The sequence below is a fragment of the Vibrio superstes genome (assembly GCF_003569005.1).
Lineage (GTDB): Bacteria > Pseudomonadota > Gammaproteobacteria > Enterobacterales > Vibrionaceae > Vibrio > Vibrio superstes.
This window is the reverse complement of the sequence record NZ_BCUR01000001.1, coordinates 662,794-681,817: the sequence shown is the minus strand read 5'-3', so window position 1 is coordinate 681,817 and position 19,024 is coordinate 662,794. Positions and strand designations below refer to the sequence as shown.

Sequence of the window (19,024 nt, the reverse complement as noted above, 5' to 3'; positions counted from 1 at the left end):
TACAGCAGCATCGGTACCGGCTGAGCAAGGAACAGTAGAAATCGTTGACGGTAAGTTGGTGTTCACCCCAGCCAAAGACTTCAACGGCGAAGCAACGATTTCTTACACCATCACCGATGGCAATGAAGAGTATTCAAGCGCTGAAGTCGCAGTCACAGTTACGCCACAGAACGATGGCCCAGTGGCAGTAGATGACGCTATCTCAACGAATGAAGACACCGAAGTCACGATTGATGTTCTGAGCAATGACTCCGACATTGACGGTGATGATCTAACGATTACTGCTGCCACAGTACCGGCTAATCAAGGTACGGTTGCAATCGTGGACGGTAAGTTGGTGTTCACCCCAGCCCAAGATTTTAACGGCGATGCGACGATTAGCTACACCATTACAGATGGCAATGGCGAGTACGCTAATGCTGAGGCGAAGGTGACGGTTGTGCCACTGAACGACAGCCCAACCACGTCAGACAACAGTATCACTGGGCAAGAAGATACAGCATTAACTCTTAACTGGGATCTGTTCAATGCGAGTGACATAGATAGCCCTGATTCTGATTTATCTGTCGTGATTAAATCACTACCGGCTGACGGCGCAATGCAAATCTACGTCAATGGCGCATGGCAAGACGTAGCGGTTGGAGATTCTATCTCCAAAGCAGACGTTGATGCCAACTACTTGAGATTCATCCCTGATAGCAATGAATCTGGTGATGATTCGTTCAGTGATCTTGGTACTGGCGACCAAAAATCTGATTACGCGGAATTTAACTTCACTATCAGTGATGGGAACTCAGAAAGTACAGAAGCATCAATTACCATCGATATTACGCCTAAGGTAGATGCACCGACTATCTTGGTTGGCCAAGACAGAAATGAGGCCTCAATTAACTTCCAAGACGCGGTTATTCCAGATGGGAAAACTTGGAGTTCAGATATCGATGTGAGTGCCGTTCTCGGTGGAGATACCTTGGGGAAATGGTATGCCAATGACGACAACAAGGTTGAAATTGGTCAAGAGTCAACTTATCGTCCTGGTGCAACAGATAGCAACCTTGTATTAGAAATTGAGGCTGATAATGGTGATGATTCTATCTACACCAATATCTCTGTCGAAGAAGGCCGTTACTACAGTTTCACCTTTGATGCAGCGGCTCGTCGCTGGGAGAACGGCGATAGTGACCTGAACGTATTGTGGGTTAAGCTAGACGATGATGGCGATCCAATTATGGGTGAAGCCGTCACACTTTATGAGTTCAGACCTACAGACAATTCTTGGGAGCGCAACATTCAGGTCACCCTTCCATCGGATACAGAAGGTGACTACCGTCTGATTCTTCAGGCCACAGGTGCAGATAGCTATGGTGCGATTGTCGATAATCTAGTTCTAGAGTCTTCAGATGCCAAAGGTACTGAAGGTGAGTTCGTTGACTTATGGGATCTAGGTGCAAGCCTTGTCGATGATGATGGTAGTGAGACCTTGGCTCTTTCTCTTGAAGGGCTACCTGAAGGTACCGTTATTAAAGACATCAATGGCAATGAAGTTACTGTTGATGCCAATGGTTGGGTTGATATTACCGGCCTTGATATTGCAACATTAAAAGCAAATGTAACCGAAGCAGGTGACTACGATGTTACATTCACTGCCACGGCGACCGAAACCAGCACTGGGCAATCGGCATCATCGAGTACAACACTTCCCCTGATCATCGAGAGTAGCGAATTTAAGGTTCAAACTGCTTCTTATGGGGCAGATACCATTGTTGGTACAGATGCGAATGAGTTGATTGTCGGCGATGTACAAGACTTCCAAGTTGTCGCTGGTGAAAACTACAACATAGCCTTTATCTTAGACACCTCGGGAAGCATGGGAGGTGTTATTGATGAGGCGAAAGCTCAGATAATTGCCGCATTCAATGAGATAGTGGACGTTGCTAAGGAAGACAATTCTGGCACGGTTAATGTGATGCTGTCTGAGTTTGCAACTGATGCGGCACAAGTTGTGTCTATCGATTTGTCGAATACTTCAGCACAAGATGCTAAAGATGAATTTGCCGCTAAAGTGGGTGCACTTAATGCGGAATCTTCAACTAACTATGAAGCAGGTTTTGAGACTGCTATCGAGTGGTTTGAATCGTTAGCATTGGCGGGTAACGAGGCGACCAATCAAACCTTCTTCATTACAGATGGTGAACCAACAAGAGCGACGAATCTTAAGAATGCTTCGCTTACAGAGTTTTTAATTGGTTATGATCAAGATACTAAGGAAGTGAATTCTCTTGCTGATATCTTGCCGGACAATTTTGTACTTGGTCAGGAAGTGAGTTGGAATGGACGGGTTGTCATCGAGTCTTCGATAGAAAATGGCCAAGTCAATGTTGTGTCACCCTATACCGGAGAACCGGTTGGTTATCTTAGCCTTCATAGTAATGGCAAGAAATTTGTATTCCAGGATAACTGGAGTGATAACACCGAGGTAGTGAAACAAGGTCAGCATTACTTTGCTATCTTGGCAGCAATTTCAGCGGTCGAGGCTATTGGCCTTGGTGATGGTGTTGACCAAGCAACATTACTTAAGTTTGATAGTTTTGGACAGGTAGATGCCAATGTTAATGTAGATGATCTTAAAGATGCCATCCTAGGAAAGGCAACGTCTCTAGAGCCTGGTTCTGATACCATCAGTTCTGGGGATGGGGTTGATATCTTGTTTGGCGATACAGTGTCTTTTCCCGGCATAGAAGGCCAAGGTGTTTCGGCCATTCAGCAATATGTAGCCGAGCAAACAGGCGCCTTCCAAACTGACGTGGAAGCAAAAGATATGTTTAACTACATCTCTTCCAATGTAGAGGAATTTGACCAATCTCTAGATTCACATAAAGATGATATTTTAGATGGCGGCACCGACGACGACATTCTATTCGGACAAGGTGGCAACGACATTCTAACCGGCGGTTCTGGCGATGATTTATTACTTGGTGGCTCAGGTGATGACACGCTAATTGGCGGCATGGGTGAAGACATCATGACTGGTGGCTTAGGTGCTGATACATTTGAATGGACGCCATCAGACCTGAGAGTATTTAATGAAACCGACACTATTACCGACTTCTCAATTGCAGAAGGGGATAAATTGGATCTTAGTGAATTGTTTACAGATATCTCAGAACCTTTGGAACTGGATGCGTTACTAACCCAATTGGAAGGCACTATAACCGGCGACGATACACAATCATTCATCACTGTGGAAAAGGGTGAAGAGTCTTTCACTATTGAATTGCAAGGAATATCAGCCACCGAGTTGACCGATAACTTAGCGACAATAGTGCAGCTAACCGATAGCTAAACGAATGACCCCAAGCTCAACGCTTGGGGTTTTTGTTTGTGCTCAGGTTATTTCGAGGTGAGAGTTGTCCAATTCTCTCGCTTTGTTAAGGCCGCAAGACTAGGGCTAGGATTGATCAGGTAGGTGCAGTCGGCATGCTTGCTTTGAGATAACCACTGCTCAAGGCGTGTCACCTTCTCTGTAGCTAGGCACTCCTTCTATCATTGCACCATCGCCATTGATTTGCGTCCATATCAAATATACATAAGGGCTTTGCCATTTCTTGTTCTATTTGACGATTGATATTATGAGGGTATAGCTATGCCTCAGCGTACGCTGATAGTAATGATTTTTATTGCAGGTCTAGAGGTTTAGCTCCATCTTATAATCATCCATGACATAACCGCCCCCAATATCAGCCACGATCTCTTCCGTGATTTCAAAGCCGATGCGCTGATAGGCAGCAATAGAGTGGGAATTGTATTTATTGACGGTGAGAAAAATCTTACTCAAATGGTTCGACAAGGCTAAGTCCTTGATAAAGCTTATCGATAGTGCGCCAATCCCATTGCCTCGCTCACTAGAAAGCACATAAATCTTGCTTAAAAACAGCTGCTCTGGTTGTAGCTTTACGCCTACATAGCCCGCAGGTTTACCCATTTTATGAATGAGATAATAGTGGATGTTCTGATCTTTTACTTCTGTAGCGATAGTCGCAGCAGAGTGGATGTGAGTGAGCATATAGTGAACTTGCTCTGCCCCTATGATGGGGGTGTAATGCTCAGTCCATATGATATTGGCTAGGTCGACAACGATATCTATTTGCTGCTGGTTGGTGACTCTTGTAAAGGTAACGTCCATATATCCTCTTAAACAATAACGGCAACCATAAGGCTGCCGTCGTATTCATTATGCTTGGTAACTAGGATAATCGATGTAGCCTTTTTCATCACCCCCATACAGGGTCAATCGAGTATCGGCATCAAATTCTGCGAGTGGCCAATCATTTTTGGAATAGGGGACTCGATCTAGGTTGGTGATGTTTCTCGATTAGTTTAGCTTTGTGTGCCGAAGTAGACAGGCAGTTCTTTCACATCTTGAGTCTCCGTCAAGGCTAGCATCAACATGATTCGTGCTTTTTGAGGGTTCAGAACACCAGAACCAATAGCGTGAGATTTTGCAGTAACGAAACCAGACCCTGTACGTGTAGAAAGCACCACCGGGTAGCCATCTTCATTCAGTTGGCTAATCTTCTCTCGCACAGCAGAAGGAACCGAACCATTGCCACTGCCAGCAACAACAATACCATCAGCACCAGACTCTACGATGGCATCGATGATCTCTGGCCCCATGTTTTGGTAGCTGTATACGATATCAACTTTAGGTAGGGTTTCTAACTTAGATACGTCAAATGTTGGCTTACCCATGACCTTAGCTGGCTCATAGTAGAATTTAGGCTCACCTCCGGCAAAGGTTCCTAAGAAGCCTTGATCGTGCGCTTTAAAGGTATCCAAAGAGATTGAGCTTGTTTTAGAGGTATAGTAAGCCGCGCCAATATTGTCGTTCAAAAGAACCATAGTGCCTCTTCCGTGTGCGCTCTCATCAGAAGCTAACTTAACCGCATTCAATAGATTCATCGGACCGTCTGCACTAATTGCAGTTGCAGGGCGCATAGCACCTACTACTACAATTGGCTTATCTGTTTGGTTAACTAAATCCATGAAGAAGGCTGTTTCTTCTGTGGTATCAGTGCCGTGGGTAATAACCACGCCTGAGGTATCTTTTTGCAATAGAGAGTTGGCTGTCTTTGCCATCTCAAGCAATATCTTGCTATCAATGTTAGAGCTACTGGTATTAGCCACTTGAATACCATCAACATTTGCTACATCGACGATTTGTGGAACAGCTTCAATAAGAGTCGATACCGCAATCTCTCCTGCTTTATAGCCGGTTACATCCGTGGATTTCTCTGCAGAGCCAGCAATGGTGCCACCTGTACCTAGAATGGTGATATTAGGTAGGTCGTTAGCTATAGCATTAAAGCTAAACAAAGATGAAATAATCAGGGCTGTAGTAAGTTTTTTCATGACGTCCTCAGGAATGAAATGGATATACGTCCCTCTATTGCACATTCGATGCCAACCCTAAGTAAAAAGTCTTAATTTCATCGAGTTAAGTGAAAAGTAAGTCTAGATTTATTGGTTGAAATTAAGTCAATCTAGAATGAGAAACAAACAGTATTTAAAGTGTATCGAAATGAATATTAGCGGGTTATGTGCTTGGTGCAGTTGCACTAAGTTGGGGAGGGAAAATCAGACAAGTAGTTCCTTGCACGGGCCATTTACCGTTATAGAGAGTATTCCTCTTTGATATTTTCGCTGTTGGGCCGCAGTGTGCTTTACATTGGCCAACCATAGATAGAACCTAGAGTCGGCCGCCATTGTAATTGGACATGTAGTTTGCGCCCTTACAAACGTGCAATTGCTGAATTGAAGTGAGATTAATAGTAGTTGCAGCGCATAAATTCAAGCTTAGGGAAGGCATTGGCTTCCCATATATCTATCTCTGTTATCTCGCCCGGTTGTAAGTCAAAACTGTAGCGTTTTGTCGCGGATAAGCCGCTATTAGAGTCTGGGCGATAGTTTGCTTGGATAAGGCCTGTTGCGCTCTGTTGTTGGTTGTTGTTTTCCACGTAGTAGCGGCTCGATACGCCTACCTTCTCTTTTGTGATTGCAATATCAGTATCACATACTGGGCCAAGCTTTCGATCAGGTTGTTGATCTGCACAGGCGGTAAGAATTCCTGCAGTTACAACTGCAACTAAAATACGTTTCAAGGTGAGTTTTCCAATGGTTATAAATTTTGAAAAACATAACATAACAACTTTCTGATTTTTCAGACATGGGTCGACTTAGAGAACAATTGTGCGAAATAGAGAGTTTCAGTAACGGCAAAATGATTAGAGGACAAATAGCGCACTCTGGGTGTATTCTGATCTAACGGGCACATAGCAACAAAGGTATCGACCCATGGGTATAAGCGAGCATTCAGCACTTATCGTTATCGACCTTCAAGAAGGTATTGTTGATAAAGTGCCAGCTGAAGTGGCAACGTCAGTGATCAGCAATAGTCTTGCATTATGTGGAGCATTTGAACGTGCAAGGTTGCCTGTTTTCGTTGTTAACGTGGCAGGTCGGGCAAAAGGGCTCACTGAAGTACAGCAAAGGGCATCCAAAAGAGCTCAGGCATCTTCTGCCACTGTTTGGGGCCCACTAATAGAAAGCTTCAGCAACAACCCCAACTTTAAGTACCTAACAAAATACTCATGGGGCGCATTTACTAATACTGGCTTACATGATCAGCTTAAGGCGCAGGGAATTACTGATGTCTATCTCACTGGAGTTGCAACCAGTGTTGGGGTTGAATCGACGGCGAGACAAGCCTTTGAGTTAGATTACAACGTGGTGATTGTAGAAGACGCTATTGCCGACATGGACTTAATTTGCCATCAGCACAGCTGTGAGAGGGTGTTTCCAAAGATGAGTGTGTTAATGAGCTCAGAGCAAATTATTAAGGGCTGATGAAAAAAAGAAGGAAGCCATGGCTTCCTTCTTTTATGTTGAAGTAAAAGACTTATTCGTCACTGCCCAAGGTAAATGCGCGACTAGGGTCAACGTATACCTTGTTACCCATACCTTCACGGCCAAGTAGCATCAAGTAAGACATGTCTTTGCGGTTGGTTAGCGTCACCTCGATTGGCCAACTGTGCCCCGCAATGCCGAAGGTGGTTTTAATGACACAGCGTTGCTCTGCCTCACCGTTTGAAGACTTTATCTTACGTGAGTCGATGACCTTAGCCTGGCAAGTTACGACTTTTTCCAGGTTGTAGATATCTGGATGCAGATCGAACTCAACGTACGGCTTGCCACTCTTACGAAATTTACGGATGTTGTCCGCATGCAAAGATGAGGTTTTTGCCCCCGTATCCACTCGCACTTCAAGATCAACAATGCCTAAGTCAGGCAAGCTACATAGTTCAAGATTACCGATTATCAATCTATCCATTATCACTTTCACCTAAAGTGTCTTGCAGAAGTTCTATATGCTCTGCAACACCATCATCGTTTTGTCCAAAGTAAGCAATGTGATACATCGCATCGCCTTCTTGAACTAAAGGAATATTCTGTTTACCAATAATGATTCCAGAACGAGTAGAAACCACTTTTTGGATAAGCTCACCGAGCGGAGAGTGAATCTCAGCCAGAGTTTGCCCCTTAATCACTTGTTCTCCAAGCTCGAACATTTCGTTGACGAAACCACTGCCGCTTGCTCGTAGCCACTCGCTTTTGTTAGCGATAAATGGCTCAATTTTGCGTTTAACTCGGCGCTTGCGAATCAAGCCTAGCTTCATCAATACGTTTTGCACGCCTTGGTAACCTGCGTTAATTGATAGGTCATCAAAACGCAACGCTTCCCCCGCTTCGTACAGTAAGATTCGAGTATTGTTACTCGTTGCTGCTTCGCGTAAAGAACCGTCTCGCAATACTGAGTTTAGAAGCACCGGAACGCCAAACGTTTCAGCTAGGTCTTTTGTTTCTGCATCACTAAGGTCCGCACGGATCTGTGGCAAGTTGGAGCGATGAATCGCTCCAGTATGCAGGTCAATGCCGTAGTCACAGTGTTTGACGATATTCTCCATCAAGGTATGCGCCAATCTCGCAGCCATTGAGCCCTTTTCTGAACCAGGAAAGCTACGGTTGAGGTCGCGGCGATCCGGCAGATAACGGCTTTGGTTCAACACCCCATAAACGTTCACCATAGGCACTAAGATCAAGGTGCCTCGAATGACATTTAGGTTTGCTGAGATAAGGCGCCTGATGATTTCAATACCATTAAGTTCATCACCATGAACCGCGGCACTGACAAACACGGTTGGCCCTTGGCGCTTACCACGCTGAATGTGTACAGGTAGCGACAGCTCTGTATCGGTATACAGTTTGGCAACGGGTACATCAATCTGGCATTGCTCACCGGGTAGAATATCTACACCGGCAATAGTAAGTGCCTTGCTCATCAGCCTCTTCCTTTGGTTCTGTTTGCGTTTGGTTTGGCATTCTTTTCAATAAAGTCGAAGATCATGCTCGCAACGTCTTTCTCAGTTGCTTTCTCTATGCCTTCTAGACCAGGAGAGGAGTTAACTTCCATCACCACCGGGCCATTCTTAGATTGTAGAATGTCTACACCACACACATTCAGTCCCATAACTTTAGCGGCATTGATTGCAGTTTGGCGCTCTTCTTTAGTCAAGCGTACAAGCTGTGCTGTGCCACCACGGTGCAAGTTAGAGCGGAATTCGCCTTCACCGGCTTGTCGCTTCATTGCTGCTATTACTTTGTTGCCTACTACGAAGCAACGAATATCAGCACCTTTAGCTTCTTCAATGAACTCTTGAACCAAGATGTTCGCTTTTAGTCCCATAAACGCTTCAATAACGCTTTCTGCGGCCTTGTTGGTTTCTGCTAATACAACGCCAATGCCTTGAGTACCTTCCAGAAGCTTGATGACCACTGGAGCACCACCGACGTTTTTGATTACGTCAGGAATGTTGTCTGGCTTGTTGGCAAACCCAGTGCGCGGTAAACCAATGCCTTTGCGTGATAGCAGTTGCAATGAACGCAGTTTGTCACGAGAGCGACTGATAGCGACGGACTCGTTGACCGCAAAGGTGTCCATCATCTCGAATTGACGCACTACCGCTGTACCGTAAAAGGTAATCGAAGAACCAATTCTTGGGATGACTGCATCGTAATGAGGCAGGTCTTCACCTTGATAGCGAACCTTTGGGCTATTGCTAGTAATGTCCATATAGCAATGCAAGGTATCTATAATATCTACCTGGTGTCCTCGTGCTTCGCCTGCTTCTTTTAGGCGGCGAGTAGAGTACAAAGATTCATTGCGAGACAAGATTGCAATACGCATGGTTTCGATTCCTACAGTTGGGGTTATACGGTTGATTTGTGCGCAATGTAGTCGCATCTGCCCTTGAACGTAAGCGAATAATTTTTGTCGACAAGATAAAGAGGATTTGTCGTGATGAGTAAGTGCATTTTTAGAACAAATTCAGTGTACTTCAACTAAATTTTAGCGGTATTGTGTAGGTCTACAGTGTTAGTAGGTGCTTGCCCCAATCACAATCACAAAGGGCCAAATGAGAGAGTAATGTTATGGACGTAAAGGTATTTAAAACCTTTTTAGAGGTGGCTAAAGAGCGGCACTTTGGTCGTGCATCTGAGAATCTTTATATTACTCAGGCAGCCGTGAGTGCTCGCATAAAGCAGCTTGAGTCGTATTTTGATACCACGCTGTTTATTCGAGATCGTAATGCCATTAAGTTAACCAGTGCGGGTGAGCGCTTGATAGGGTATGCCGAGGTTATGGTCAATACCTTGCAACAAGCAAAGTTTGAGCTTTCTCTCGACAGCGGAAAGGCGTTGCAATTGACGATCGGTGGCACACCCAATATTTGGGATGCCTATCTACAAAATGGATTGAGCATTATCACGGACTCGTTTGCCGGTTATGGTTTTATGGCAGAGTCATTGTCTCGTGAACAATTGAATCGCAATCTGCTTGAACGGACCCTGGATATGGCGTTTGGTTTGGATCCTTTGAAGTCTGATGAGCTTGAGTGTAGTAAAATTGCTGATCTGGTCTTGACCATGGTGTCAACGGTGCCGAGCAGTGATCAGAATGTCTTCGAACAAAACTATGTGTATGTGGATTGGGGAACTAAATTTGCCTCTGAGCATGCTGAGCGACACCCTCAGATCCCAGCGCCTTATCTGCGCACCTCGACGGGCCGTATTGCTTTAGACTTTATCTTAGAAAAAGGGGGCACCGCCTACCTGCCTAAATCAGTCGTAGAGCCTTTTATCGCTAGTGGTCAACTCCATAAAGTAGAGCAGATTGAAGACTGGAAGAGACCTATCTATTTAAGCTATAGAAGGACCAGCACATCAATTGATGCGATTAAACAAGTCGAGAAATTGGTGGGAGAAATAGATCCATTAACCGCCTTTAGCCTGCAACAAGCGGGCGATGCGCTTATCTAATCGGTTCGTGAATTATGACTAAAGGGTCGCGCTTGTGATCCTTTGGTTTAGATACCTTCGGCTAAACCTCTGTTTTGAATTGTTTTTATATCACCTGGACGATTCCAATTAATCACCTGCTGCTCTTTCCTCTTATTACCTAAGCTCGAATGTGATTTTTATTACTGGTAAGTTTCACTTTATGCCTACTTATGAATATTGAATGAATTAGTCATTCAGTTAATCAATGTGAAATCTTCAATTTATATCCTATCAATTCATCTGGTCTATATCAGATTGAATTCTATGGATTTTGGAGAAATGATGAAAACCCCAAATTTAAAAGTACTGGCGGCAAGCGTTACCTTAGCTTTGGCGTTAACCGGCTGTAACTCTAGCTCAAGCAATGATTCTCAGGATGGTTCAGGTATTCCCTTCGACCCAAGTGATTACGTACTGATCAACGAACCTTACTTAATGTCGGCTCAAGACGACACTATGGTAGTGAGTTGGCGCACGGACGCTGGTAACGAATCTAAGGTGCTGTTTGGCCCTAAGCCAGGCCTTTATACCAACGAGATTTATGGTGACTCACAGCGCCTTGGCTATCAGTATCACTATCATACTGCGAGCATTGAAGGGCTTACACCGGGGACCACTTATTATTACCGAGTGATCACCGACAATACAGCATCAGAAGAGTTTAGCTTCGTAGCAGCACCTAGCGATAGCAAAGAAGGAAACATGCGTTTTCTCGTGATTGGTGATCACCAATATGCTGAAGATGACCGCATTGATCGCTTGGTAAAAGGTGCTCGCTATGTGCTTGAGACTGAATACCCAGAAGAGGGCGTTCATGCAGCAAGCCTAGTACTTAACAACGGTGATCAGGTTGACCGCAGTACGCTGCAAGATTATCAAGACACCCACTTTGGCAAGATGAAATACTTGTCTGGTGAACTGCCTTTCTATACGGCACTTGGCAACCATGAATACTATCAAGATCCAACGGCCTCTCTTTATTTCGCACACTTTAAATATGACCACTTGGACTATCAAGGTATTCAACCCTTGCCAGAGCACGTTGAAGAGTATTACGCATTCAAGCAGGGTCGCGTGCTCTTTGTCATGCTGAATACGGAAGTTAAGCTAAGCAATATGACTGGCGATGAAATGGTTCGTCAGGGTCAATGGGTGAAAGAACTGGTTGAAACCGCAGACCAAGACGATTCAATTGATTGGATATTTGCAGTTGGTCACCACCCACTTCGATCTGAGCTAGGCCAGGGTGATGAAGAAGAGCTGGTTGAGCGCGTTTATACCGCAGAGCTGAACAAGTCTGAAAAGTTTGCTATGTACATTGGTGCCCATACACACAACTATGCTCGTGGTACTTTCCGAGACCACAGTGGTTACCACTTAATCAGTGGTGGTGCGTCATTTGATGAGTATTGGACTAAGCGTGCTGATGATCCTTCTGACTACGACGAACTGGTTGCACATGGTTCAGTCAACGACTATCCAGACGTGTCAAGAACCCAGCAAATCCACAACTTCCAATTGGTTGATATTGATCTAGAAACCGATGAAGTAGTGATTCAGACATGGTCAACGGGCAACGTAGTGAACCCAATTGAGACGCCGTTCTTGATTGATGAATTCCGTTTGAACAAAGACGGTATTTTGCCAGACAAGCCATCGATCATTTTGTCTAGCACTCAGTTAGACATGCAACAAGACACGATCGAGGTATCGCTATCTGATTACTACACGACGTCGGGTTCTGAAATGTTCAGTACCGAATTTGTGCTAGGAAAGCTAAACCCTTATACACAAGCGTGTGAAATCAATACCGCAGAGCTCAACGTTAAGCGTGATATTGAGAACATCTTTGGCGCAGAGAGTGATGAAGATCTGTACGGCATCGACAGAAATGTAGGCCATGATATTTCTCAGCTCTTCCTTGGCGTAGACCATACATTCTATGTGGACTATGAACTACCTAATGGTGAGTTCTGTGTGATGGGCCGATACCGCGATGAAATGCAGCGTTGGTCAGCATGGTCAGATCCAGAAATGTTAGATGTATACAACAGTGAAGTAGAAGCAAAACACCTTAATGCAACTATCGAGCTACCACTTTCTGAAGATCTAGAACCAAGCACTTCAAAGCATCAGCTTGAGTACACAGTTGAAGGTGAATACGAGTTTGTTCAAGACGCAGAACGAGGTTCTGTTCTGCATACCGGCTATGACCAAGAAACTAAGATCTCGTACATGCCTACGGACACTGAACTTGATTCACCGAACCTGTGGTTAGGTGACGATCAAATCTCATTCTCAATATGGCTAAAACCTGACTCAATTGGAGATTGGGGTTGTTATATGGGTAACGGTGAGAGAACTAAGAGTGGTTTCTGTCTAGGTTCTCGTCAGCGCACCATGTGGGCTACGGGTATTGCCGCTGAACGCGCAGAGGCTGGTGATCACGAAGGCTTTACTTACCTTCGTGCAACTGAATACTCCGCTGATGTGAATACCTGGTCTCACCTAATCACAACTTATGATAACCGCATGGTTCGTTTGTATTTAAACGGTGAGTTGATTGCAGAAGAAGAGAAGGGCGCCGAGCTGAAATGGGGTGAGGACAATGGCAACCTATTTAATTTGGCATCGGGCTGGTCTGATAGCAGCAACAACAACGAGCGTTATTTCCAGGGTTACATGAGTGATGCCATGGTTTGGGATCGTGCCTTGAGTGCGAGCGAAATCAAAGCCATTCATAACCAACAAAGATAAGTAAAGGAGATGGCTGCTGCGTAACAGCAGCAGCCAATTTTAAATGAGAATTTTAGCAGTTTTAGTTTTGTTAGCCTCAACTCCAGCGCACGCGCACATTCGCATGATGGATGCCGGTTTCTTTGAAGGTTTAATGCACCCTGTTGCGGGTATTGACCACTTAATGGCGATGCTATCGGTGGGTATTATCAGCGCACGATTGGGTGGAAAGTATGTCTGGTCCATTCCAGCCTGTTTTATGTTGGCCATGATTTGCGGTGCGGGTTTTGCGGCTATTGGTGTCAGGCTCATTTTATCCGAATTTGCCATTGCACTTTCGGTGTTTATCTTGGGCATTGCAATTTTTACTAGCTATAAGCCTGCGATCATTATTGGTGTGATTGGCACTTGTTTTTTTGGTATTTTCCATGGCTATGCTCATGGGTCGGAGTTGCCTCGGTTGACGAATCCTGGCTTGTTTGTCTCTGGATTCTTAGTCGGAACTGCGGCGATTCACCTCGTTGGTGTGCTTCTTGGCAAGTTGGCGGAACGAAAAGTAACAATGAAAGAATATCTGAATTATGCGGGTGCTGCGTTTGCGGGTATCGGTGGGTACTTGGTCACCGAGTATATTCCTTTGCTTATGCTTACCTATAGGTAGCTTCACATTACTAATAGCTCAAGCACGGTAAGGATAACCCAATACTTTTAAAACCTTAAAGGTTACTTCGAGGTGTTTGTATTAATTGCAGATGGCCTAGCCTCTTGATTCTAGAAATCAAATGGCGAGTTCCTAGATCAAATTATAGGCAGATTAATTCTATAGAAATGCAGTGAAGTGATGCGGCAACTTTCACTGTATTGGTTGTTTTGTATATGTTCGGATCACGAGAATAGGCCAGTTTAATCTAGTTTCAAGTTTTGAATTACTTTGAAAGATGCCTCTTCGTCTCACTAACAGTGATCTCGGTTTCGTTTCTAGCAGCATTGGCATTTCAATGTCACAAAACGCCTTTTCTTGACTCCGTGAATGCTCAAATAGTCATTAGTATTGATCATGTATTCATTAGCAAGTTCAAAGGATTGAGGTGCTTATGTGTTATGAATCAGGTGTTGTGTTTACATGGAAGAGGAGCGCAATTATAGCGCTTGTTGTCTTATCTATAGTGGGTGCTTTTGGTTACCTATTTTATGACTTGAACCAAACTATTTTAGCGTTTGGTGATATGAGCGAGTTGATAGATGAGACACCAATGATAGGGTCAGATGGAGAAGAATCCTACTATCAATCTGATACTCTACTATGATCGAAAAGCTCTACCTTCCCGTAAAGGTAGGGTCTTTTTGGGAGAGTATGTATGAAATGGATTTTATTGGTTCTAGGATTATGTCTTTCAACTCTGAGCCAGGCTGCCAGCGAGCAGTTTGTTCGCTATGAGTACCAAGGCGCTGTCAGTTATGGTCAACTCAAACAAAATAGGATTTATCCTGTTGTTGGTGATCTGTTCGGTCAATATAGCGTGTCTGCTTCTTCTTTGAAGCAGAGTGTTGTAAGGATCCTGCTACCAGTCGAGCCGGAAAAGGTTTTTGCTGTTGGGATGAATTTCGCAAGTCACATAGCATCCCCTTCGAGTAAGCCACCCCCGTTGTTTTTAAAACTTCCATCGTCTTTAATTCTTTCTGGAGAACCTGTATTGGTGCCTGAGGGCGCCAGTAACGTGCACTTTGAGGGGGAGTTAGTGCTCATCATTGGTAAAGAGGTACGTAATATCGATGAACAGCAAGCTCGGGAAGCCATATTTGGCGTGACGGTCGGCAACGACATTACTGAGCGAAGCTGGCAGGGACGAGATCTTCAGTGGTTAAGAGCTAAGGCCGCAGATGGTTTTGGCCCAATCGCGAGTACCATCACTCGAGGAGTTGATTACGAGAACCTGGTACTGACAACTCGCTTGAACGGCAACATCGTACAGCAGGAAAATACCCAAAACATGATCCACAGCCCTACCAAGGTTGTGAGTTACCTCAGCAAATACTTTACCTTAAAGCCCGGAGACCTGATCTTTATGGGCACCCCTGGGCGGACCAAGGCATTGAAAAATAACGATGTCGTTTCTGTTGCTATTGATGGGATAGGGGAAGTAAGCAATACAATGAAGTTTTGAATTTTATCTGTTCACACCTTTGAAAAGAGAGAGTTGATGATTCAACTCTCTCTTTTTTATTGGGCTGTTTAGTAGCCAAACGCAGGAGCTAAGACCTCATGCATCAGCGCTGGGAAGTCATCTTCTAGGTGCAATGTATTGTTGTAAGACTCACCGGTATCCAAATCCACAAAGTTGGTGCGATAGTAGAAACGCTCTGACTGCTTGTAGGTCTGCATGTCAAAGTCGGTGGTGTGGTTGTAAGGGATACCATTTGAAAGGACATGATTATTGTCAGAGGTATGAGTCAGAACATGATTGATTAAGGTGCAATCTGAAGCCGAGCATTGTGTTCGGATATTGAGACTCACCGCATCGTATTTTACCGAGAGGTTCTGTCCTTCCAAACCAACGGCTTTGTGGTTGGTCATGGGCCAGATCAATCCATGGTTGATTCTAGTGTCGTTGATCACCCAGATAAAAGAGTGGTCAAAAAGCAATTCTGGTTCGCTGTTATAGCGAGAAGCAAAATACACGATGGTCAGCTCTTCATTCCTCCAATCACAAGAGACATGAGTATTGATTTGAGGGTGTGAGGTTGTATAACGACATACTGCATCTAGATTTTCAACGGACATACCATATCGAGCAGAGGCCTCATTATACCAATCAATCGGCAGTCTATCTGGGATAAAGTCACCGGGTAGATGCCCAGGATTGCCCGCATCAGGAGAAGGACGATCAGGAACAGTGCCCTCTGGTAAGTGTGAGGGTGGTAACTGTTGTGAGGTATTGTCATCACTAGAGGAGTTACAACCTACAAGAGTGATTAATACTAGTATCGATATAAGATGCTTCATTTACTTACCTTTTAGCTCTAGGTTCCGCGAACATAAGTCACAGAGCATGGGTGCATGGGTTCGGGGGCATTTATATCAACAAGGTTTGATTAGCTCCAATGCCAATCGCTACTATGAGTAATAAGCTTTACTTATTGTTAAAGGCATTTCTTGATTAGAGAAGGGTTAGTTCGTCTTACTGAACAGGTTTTATCTGCAGTCCGTAGGGAAGGGTTTTAAATAGGCTTGGTGTTGTGGAGGTATTCGGACCTGCATTGGGTAAGTGCCAATCGAGAAGCATGATCGCTAAAACATTGCGGTGTTCACCGTAGCTAAAATCTAGGTTTCCAGAGACAGAAGGGATGCGACCTGCGGTTTCATCGATAGATTGTCTGATGGCTTCTCGAGCTTTATAGACCGCGGGATCATCCTCAAGTCCGGCGAGTAAGAAACTAATACCAACCTCTGCGATGATGTCTTGCTTGGTATAGGTGATGATGTCTTCTATGTTTTTTCGGAAATAGTCGTATATCCAAGCATGATCCTCTTCGTTGACTTGGCGTTGATAGTAGCCCGAGTCCGCAATCACAATATGGGTCATACCATAGAGCTTGTTTTCATACTGCTGTAGAGACAGTCGATAATCTTCATGATCTGGGTAGGTATCTTTTAGAGCTTGAGTGAACTTAGTGACGTGATCTCCCATCCCCAACTGCTTCAGCCAATAAACCTGATTGGCCAGTTGAGCAGCCCATGCTCTTATCATCGCTTTGTCCGTAAACAGCTTATCAAAGGGGTATTGCTCAAGATGTCTTCTTAGCCTCTTATCATCTTTGTGCTTTAGACCATAGTCATCGACTCGAGCCATATATCTCAGTAAATCCAAGCCTAGATAAAAGTATTCTGGTTTGTCCTTTGTAGCGACCAGCCGTCTTTTACTGCGCTCATCTTTACCTTGTTGATATTGCGTTAGGCGCCGCTCTGCGTATTGATTCATGGTTTGCTTGGCGTTGAGTTCGACAGAGAGTTGGTTCAATCTTATGGACATGATGCCGATGTCTTCTTCAATCACGACAAGGTATTTAGGATCTAGCGTTTGTCGGAACATGCGTAAACCAAAGTGACCTTGCTTATAGGGTGAGAGAGTAAATAGTTCCTGCTCATAGGTCTGTTTTACGGTTTTGGCTGCGCTACGATAATCGCCTGAGGAGGTAGGTTGTTGAAAATAACAAACCGCCACACCAGAGCAAACGAGTGCAGTAATACCTATATAGGTTAGTGGCCGTTTAATCATTTCCTTGAATTTCCTTATCTCTAAAATAGCTACATTGCTTATTCTAGGCGAAATATATCTAACAATATGACTTTGAAAGTTATTTTGCCGTTAAAGACACTTGACGTGTCTATTAATCAACCAGCGATGAATGAGCTTTAATCTCCAATTCTTTAGTCTTTAAATTCATCTTTTATCGCTCTATTTTTCGCCAATGTTGAGCAAGATCTCGTTTATTTTGTGTCAGTCTGGTGGCGGAGTTTAAGTTTACATTTTTAAACCTTGATGCAGTTAATAAAATTAAACTCAAACTACCACTTTAGTGTGATGTGGTTCTCTAATATTTTTTGATCTAGATCTATTTATCCAATAAATCCATTTAAAAACAATGGCTTAATGTGTTTTTGGTCGGTTTTGTTATCTACCCCTATAGGAGTATTCTGTGCCTACCGAGTTAATAGAAGTAAACCTAAGTGATGAGCGTACAACAAGTTAAGTTTACAAAAGAAGACAAAAAAAGCCTTCAACACTATTTTCGCATTGCAGACACTATTGCGGATTTAATTGGGCCGCATTGCGAAGTATTGATTCACTCTTTTGAGAGCCTTGAAAACTCAGTAGTAAAAATCGTCAATGGTCATCATACCGGACGTGAAATCGGTTCCCCAATAACCGACCTTGGTCTACGCATGTGGAGCGAGTTTGAGCGAACAGGAGAGGTTTCGCCGAAATGCTATTTCACTAAGAGTAGTGATGGCGCAATGATGAAATCAACCACATGCGTGCTGGCCGGTGAGAATGGCAAAGCTATTGGCATGTTGTGTATCAATATGAACTTGTCTCACCCTTTCCCAGAGATCATGAAAACACTGATGCCTGATGTGTCAGTGAGCAACTTCTTGGAGAACGAACATTTCAGCACCTCTGCAGGTGATGTGATTTATCAAGCACTTGAACAAGCCATTCATGAAGTGGATGGCGATCCGAGTGTGACTCCAAAAGGACGTAATAAAGCGATTACCAAACACCTGTTTGACAATGGGATTTTTGAGCTGAAAGAGACCACAACACAAGTGGCAGAAAAGCTAGGGATCACTCGTCAGGCAATCTATAAATTCCTCAGAGAATTCAAATCAGAAACAACTGAAATTTAAAATTAAGGAAAAGTCGTGAAACAACTTATCTCAACCTCTAATGCTCCAGCTGCAATCGGACCTTATGCCCAAGGTACTGCTTATTCCGAGTTAGTACTGACTTCGGGTCAATTACCTCTAGATCCAGAAACCATGGCGTTTGTTGAAGGTGGCATCAAAGAGCAAGCAAGGCAGTCGTTATTAAATCTAAAAGAAGTATTAGAAGCTGGTGGTGCCAGTCTAGAGACCGTTCTAAAAACCACCTGTTTTCTGTCTGATATGGAGAATTTTGCTGCATTTAACGAAGTATATACCGAAGTATTTGGCACAGATAATCCACCGGCGCGCTCTTGTGTAGAAGCAGCTCGCTTACCTAAAGATGCACTTGTCGAAGTCGAAGCTATTGCGCATCGCAAATAGCGAAAGCCTAAATAGGATTTAATT

General features: G+C 44.1%; 16 protein-coding genes. 8 read left to right on the top strand and 8 right to left on the bottom strand.

Going from position 1 to position 19,024, the window contains the following annotated elements:
• On the top strand, positions 1–3,343 hold a 3,343-nt coding region (locus D5I41_RS02855; protein WP_119008407.1), incomplete at its 5' end, for a tandem-95 repeat protein.
• Positions 3,344–3,685: 342 nt separating this feature from the next.
• Here D5I41_RS02855 and D5I41_RS02845 read toward each other — a convergent pair.
• From D5I41_RS02845 to D5I41_RS02835, 3 genes are all read right to left on the bottom strand, one after another.
• Positions 3,686–4,183: a GNAT family N-acetyltransferase gene (locus D5I41_RS02845; RefSeq protein ID WP_119008406.1), complete on the bottom strand. Its 498-nt coding sequence runs from the start codon at positions 4,181–4,183 to the stop codon at positions 3,686–3,688.
• Positions 4,184–4,377: 194 nt separating this feature from the next.
• A complete protein-coding gene (locus D5I41_RS02840; RefSeq protein ID WP_186811124.1) occupies positions 4,378–5,409 on the bottom strand; it encodes a type II asparaginase in 1,032 nt (343 codons plus the stop codon).
• A 413-nt stretch (positions 5,410–5,822) separates the two neighbouring features.
• Positions 5,823–6,158 carry a hypothetical protein gene (locus D5I41_RS02835; RefSeq protein ID WP_147094861.1) on the bottom strand — a complete coding sequence of 112 codons (336 nt, stop codon included), beginning with the start codon at positions 6,156–6,158 and terminating at the stop codon, positions 5,823–5,825.
• Positions 6,159–6,351: 193 nt separating this feature from the next.
• On the opposite strand from D5I41_RS02835, the gene D5I41_RS02830 reads away from it, so the two are divergent.
• The gene (locus D5I41_RS02830; RefSeq protein ID WP_119008403.1) at positions 6,352–6,903 is read left to right on the top strand and encodes a cysteine hydrolase family protein; all 552 of its coding nucleotides are present in this window, start codon (positions 6,352–6,354) and stop codon (positions 6,901–6,903) included.
• Between the two features lie 52 nt (positions 6,904–6,955).
• Here the strand turns inward: D5I41_RS02830 and D5I41_RS02825 are convergent, their stop codons facing one another.
• From D5I41_RS02825 to rimK, 3 genes are read right to left on the bottom strand one after another with little or no spacing between them, the layout of a single operon-like run.
• On the bottom strand, positions 6,956–7,387 hold the full coding sequence (locus D5I41_RS02825; protein WP_119008402.1) for an ATP-dependent zinc protease family protein: 432 nt from the start codon (positions 7,385–7,387) through the stop codon (positions 6,956–6,958).
• Positions 7,380–8,396, bottom strand: coding sequence for a succinylglutamate desuccinylase/aspartoacylase family protein (locus D5I41_RS02820; RefSeq protein ID WP_017030172.1), 1,017 nt, complete (start codon positions 8,394–8,396; stop codon positions 7,380–7,382). Before D5I41_RS02820 ends, D5I41_RS02825 begins: the two co-directional genes overlap by 8 nt.
• A complete protein-coding gene (rimK, locus tag D5I41_RS02815) occupies positions 8,396–9,301 on the bottom strand; it encodes a 30S ribosomal protein S6--L-glutamate ligase (protein ID WP_119008401.1) in 906 nt (301 codons plus the stop codon). Before rimK ends, D5I41_RS02820 begins: the two co-directional genes overlap by 1 nt.
• Before the next feature lie 245 nt (positions 9,302–9,546).
• On the opposite strand from rimK, the gene D5I41_RS02810 reads away from it, so the two are divergent.
• The 4 genes from D5I41_RS02810 (at position 9,547) to D5I41_RS02790 (ending at position 15,356) form a co-directional block, all read left to right on the top strand.
• The gene (locus D5I41_RS02810) at positions 9,547–10,434 is read left to right on the top strand and encodes a LysR family transcriptional regulator (RefSeq protein ID WP_119008400.1); all 888 of its coding nucleotides are present in this window, start codon (positions 9,547–9,549) and stop codon (positions 10,432–10,434) included.
• A 303-nt stretch (positions 10,435–10,737) separates the two neighbouring features.
• Positions 10,738–13,212: a LamG-like jellyroll fold domain-containing protein gene (locus tag D5I41_RS02805; protein ID WP_162892779.1), complete on the top strand. Its 2,475-nt coding sequence runs from the start codon at positions 10,738–10,740 to the stop codon at positions 13,210–13,212.
• A 43-nt stretch (positions 13,213–13,255) separates the two neighbouring features.
• Positions 13,256–13,852 (top strand): HupE/UreJ family protein, encoded by a 597-nt coding sequence (locus D5I41_RS02800; RefSeq protein ID WP_119008398.1) that lies wholly within the window; start codon positions 13,256–13,258, stop codon positions 13,850–13,852.
• Positions 13,853–14,549: 697 nt separating this feature from the next.
• A complete protein-coding gene (locus D5I41_RS02790) occupies positions 14,550–15,356 on the top strand; it encodes a fumarylacetoacetate hydrolase family protein (RefSeq protein ID WP_119008396.1) in 807 nt (268 codons plus the stop codon).
• Between the two features lie 68 nt (positions 15,357–15,424).
• On the opposite strand, the gene D5I41_RS02785 is transcribed toward D5I41_RS02790, so the two are convergent.
• Positions 15,425–16,195, bottom strand: a complete 771-nt coding sequence (locus D5I41_RS02785) for a hypothetical protein (RefSeq protein ID WP_119008395.1) — start codon at positions 16,193–16,195, stop codon at positions 15,425–15,427.
• A gap of 175 nt (positions 16,196–16,370) precedes the next feature.
• Positions 16,371–17,468 (bottom strand): DUF3541 domain-containing protein, encoded by a 1,098-nt coding sequence (locus D5I41_RS02780; protein WP_119008394.1) that lies wholly within the window; start codon positions 17,466–17,468, stop codon positions 16,371–16,373.
• A gap of 455 nt (positions 17,469–17,923) precedes the next feature.
• Between D5I41_RS02780 and D5I41_RS02775 the strand changes: the two genes are divergently transcribed.
• Together D5I41_RS02775 and D5I41_RS02770 are read left to right on the top strand one after the other, a co-directional pair.
• Positions 17,924–18,601 carry a helix-turn-helix transcriptional regulator gene (locus tag D5I41_RS02775; protein WP_102542816.1) on the top strand — a complete coding sequence of 226 codons (678 nt, stop codon included), beginning with the start codon at positions 17,924–17,926 and terminating at the stop codon, positions 18,599–18,601.
• Positions 18,602–18,616: 15 nt separating this feature from the next.
• Positions 18,617–19,000, top strand: coding sequence for a RidA family protein (locus tag D5I41_RS02770; RefSeq protein WP_119008393.1), 384 nt, complete (start codon positions 18,617–18,619; stop codon positions 18,998–19,000).
• The last annotated feature ends 24 nt before the right edge of the window (positions 19,001–19,024 follow it).

Bases quoted from the DNA above. Each gene is read 5' to 3' on its own strand.
- D5I41_RS02845 (WP_119008406.1), bottom strand. From the start codon at position 4,183: ATGGACGTTACCTTTACAAGAGTCACCAACCAGCAGCAAATAGATATC.
- D5I41_RS02840 (WP_186811124.1), bottom strand. From the start codon at position 5,409: ATGAAAAAACTTACTACAGCCCTGATTATTTCATCTTTGTTTAGCTTT.
- D5I41_RS02830 (WP_119008403.1), top strand. From the start codon at position 6,352: ATGGGTATAAGCGAGCATTCAGCACTTATCGTTATCGACCTTCAAGAA.
- D5I41_RS02825 (WP_119008402.1), bottom strand. From the start codon at position 7,387: ATGGATAGATTGATAATCGGTAATCTTGAACTATGTAGCTTGCCTGAC.
- D5I41_RS02820 (WP_017030172.1), bottom strand. From the start codon at position 8,396: ATGAGCAAGGCACTTACTATTGCCGGTGTAGATATTCTACCCGGTGAG.
- rimK (WP_119008401.1), bottom strand. From the start codon at position 9,301: ATGCGTATTGCAATCTTGTCTCGCAATGAATCTTTGTACTCTACTCGC.
- D5I41_RS02810 (WP_119008400.1), top strand. From the start codon at position 9,547: ATGGACGTAAAGGTATTTAAAACCTTTTTAGAGGTGGCTAAAGAGCGG.
- D5I41_RS02805 (WP_162892779.1), top strand. From the start codon at position 10,738: ATGAAAACCCCAAATTTAAAAGTACTGGCGGCAAGCGTTACCTTAGCT.
- D5I41_RS02800 (WP_119008398.1), top strand. From the start codon at position 13,256: ATGAGAATTTTAGCAGTTTTAGTTTTGTTAGCCTCAACTCCAGCGCAC.
- D5I41_RS02790 (WP_119008396.1), top strand. From the start codon at position 14,550: ATGAAATGGATTTTATTGGTTCTAGGATTATGTCTTTCAACTCTGAGC.
- D5I41_RS02785 (WP_119008395.1), bottom strand. From the start codon at position 16,195: ATGAAGCATCTTATATCGATACTAGTATTAATCACTCTTGTAGGTTGT.
- D5I41_RS02780 (WP_119008394.1), bottom strand. From the start codon at position 17,468: ATGATTAAACGGCCACTAACCTATATAGGTATTACTGCACTCGTTTGC.
- D5I41_RS02775 (WP_102542816.1), top strand. From the start codon at position 17,924: ATGAGCGTACAACAAGTTAAGTTTACAAAAGAAGACAAAAAAAGCCTT.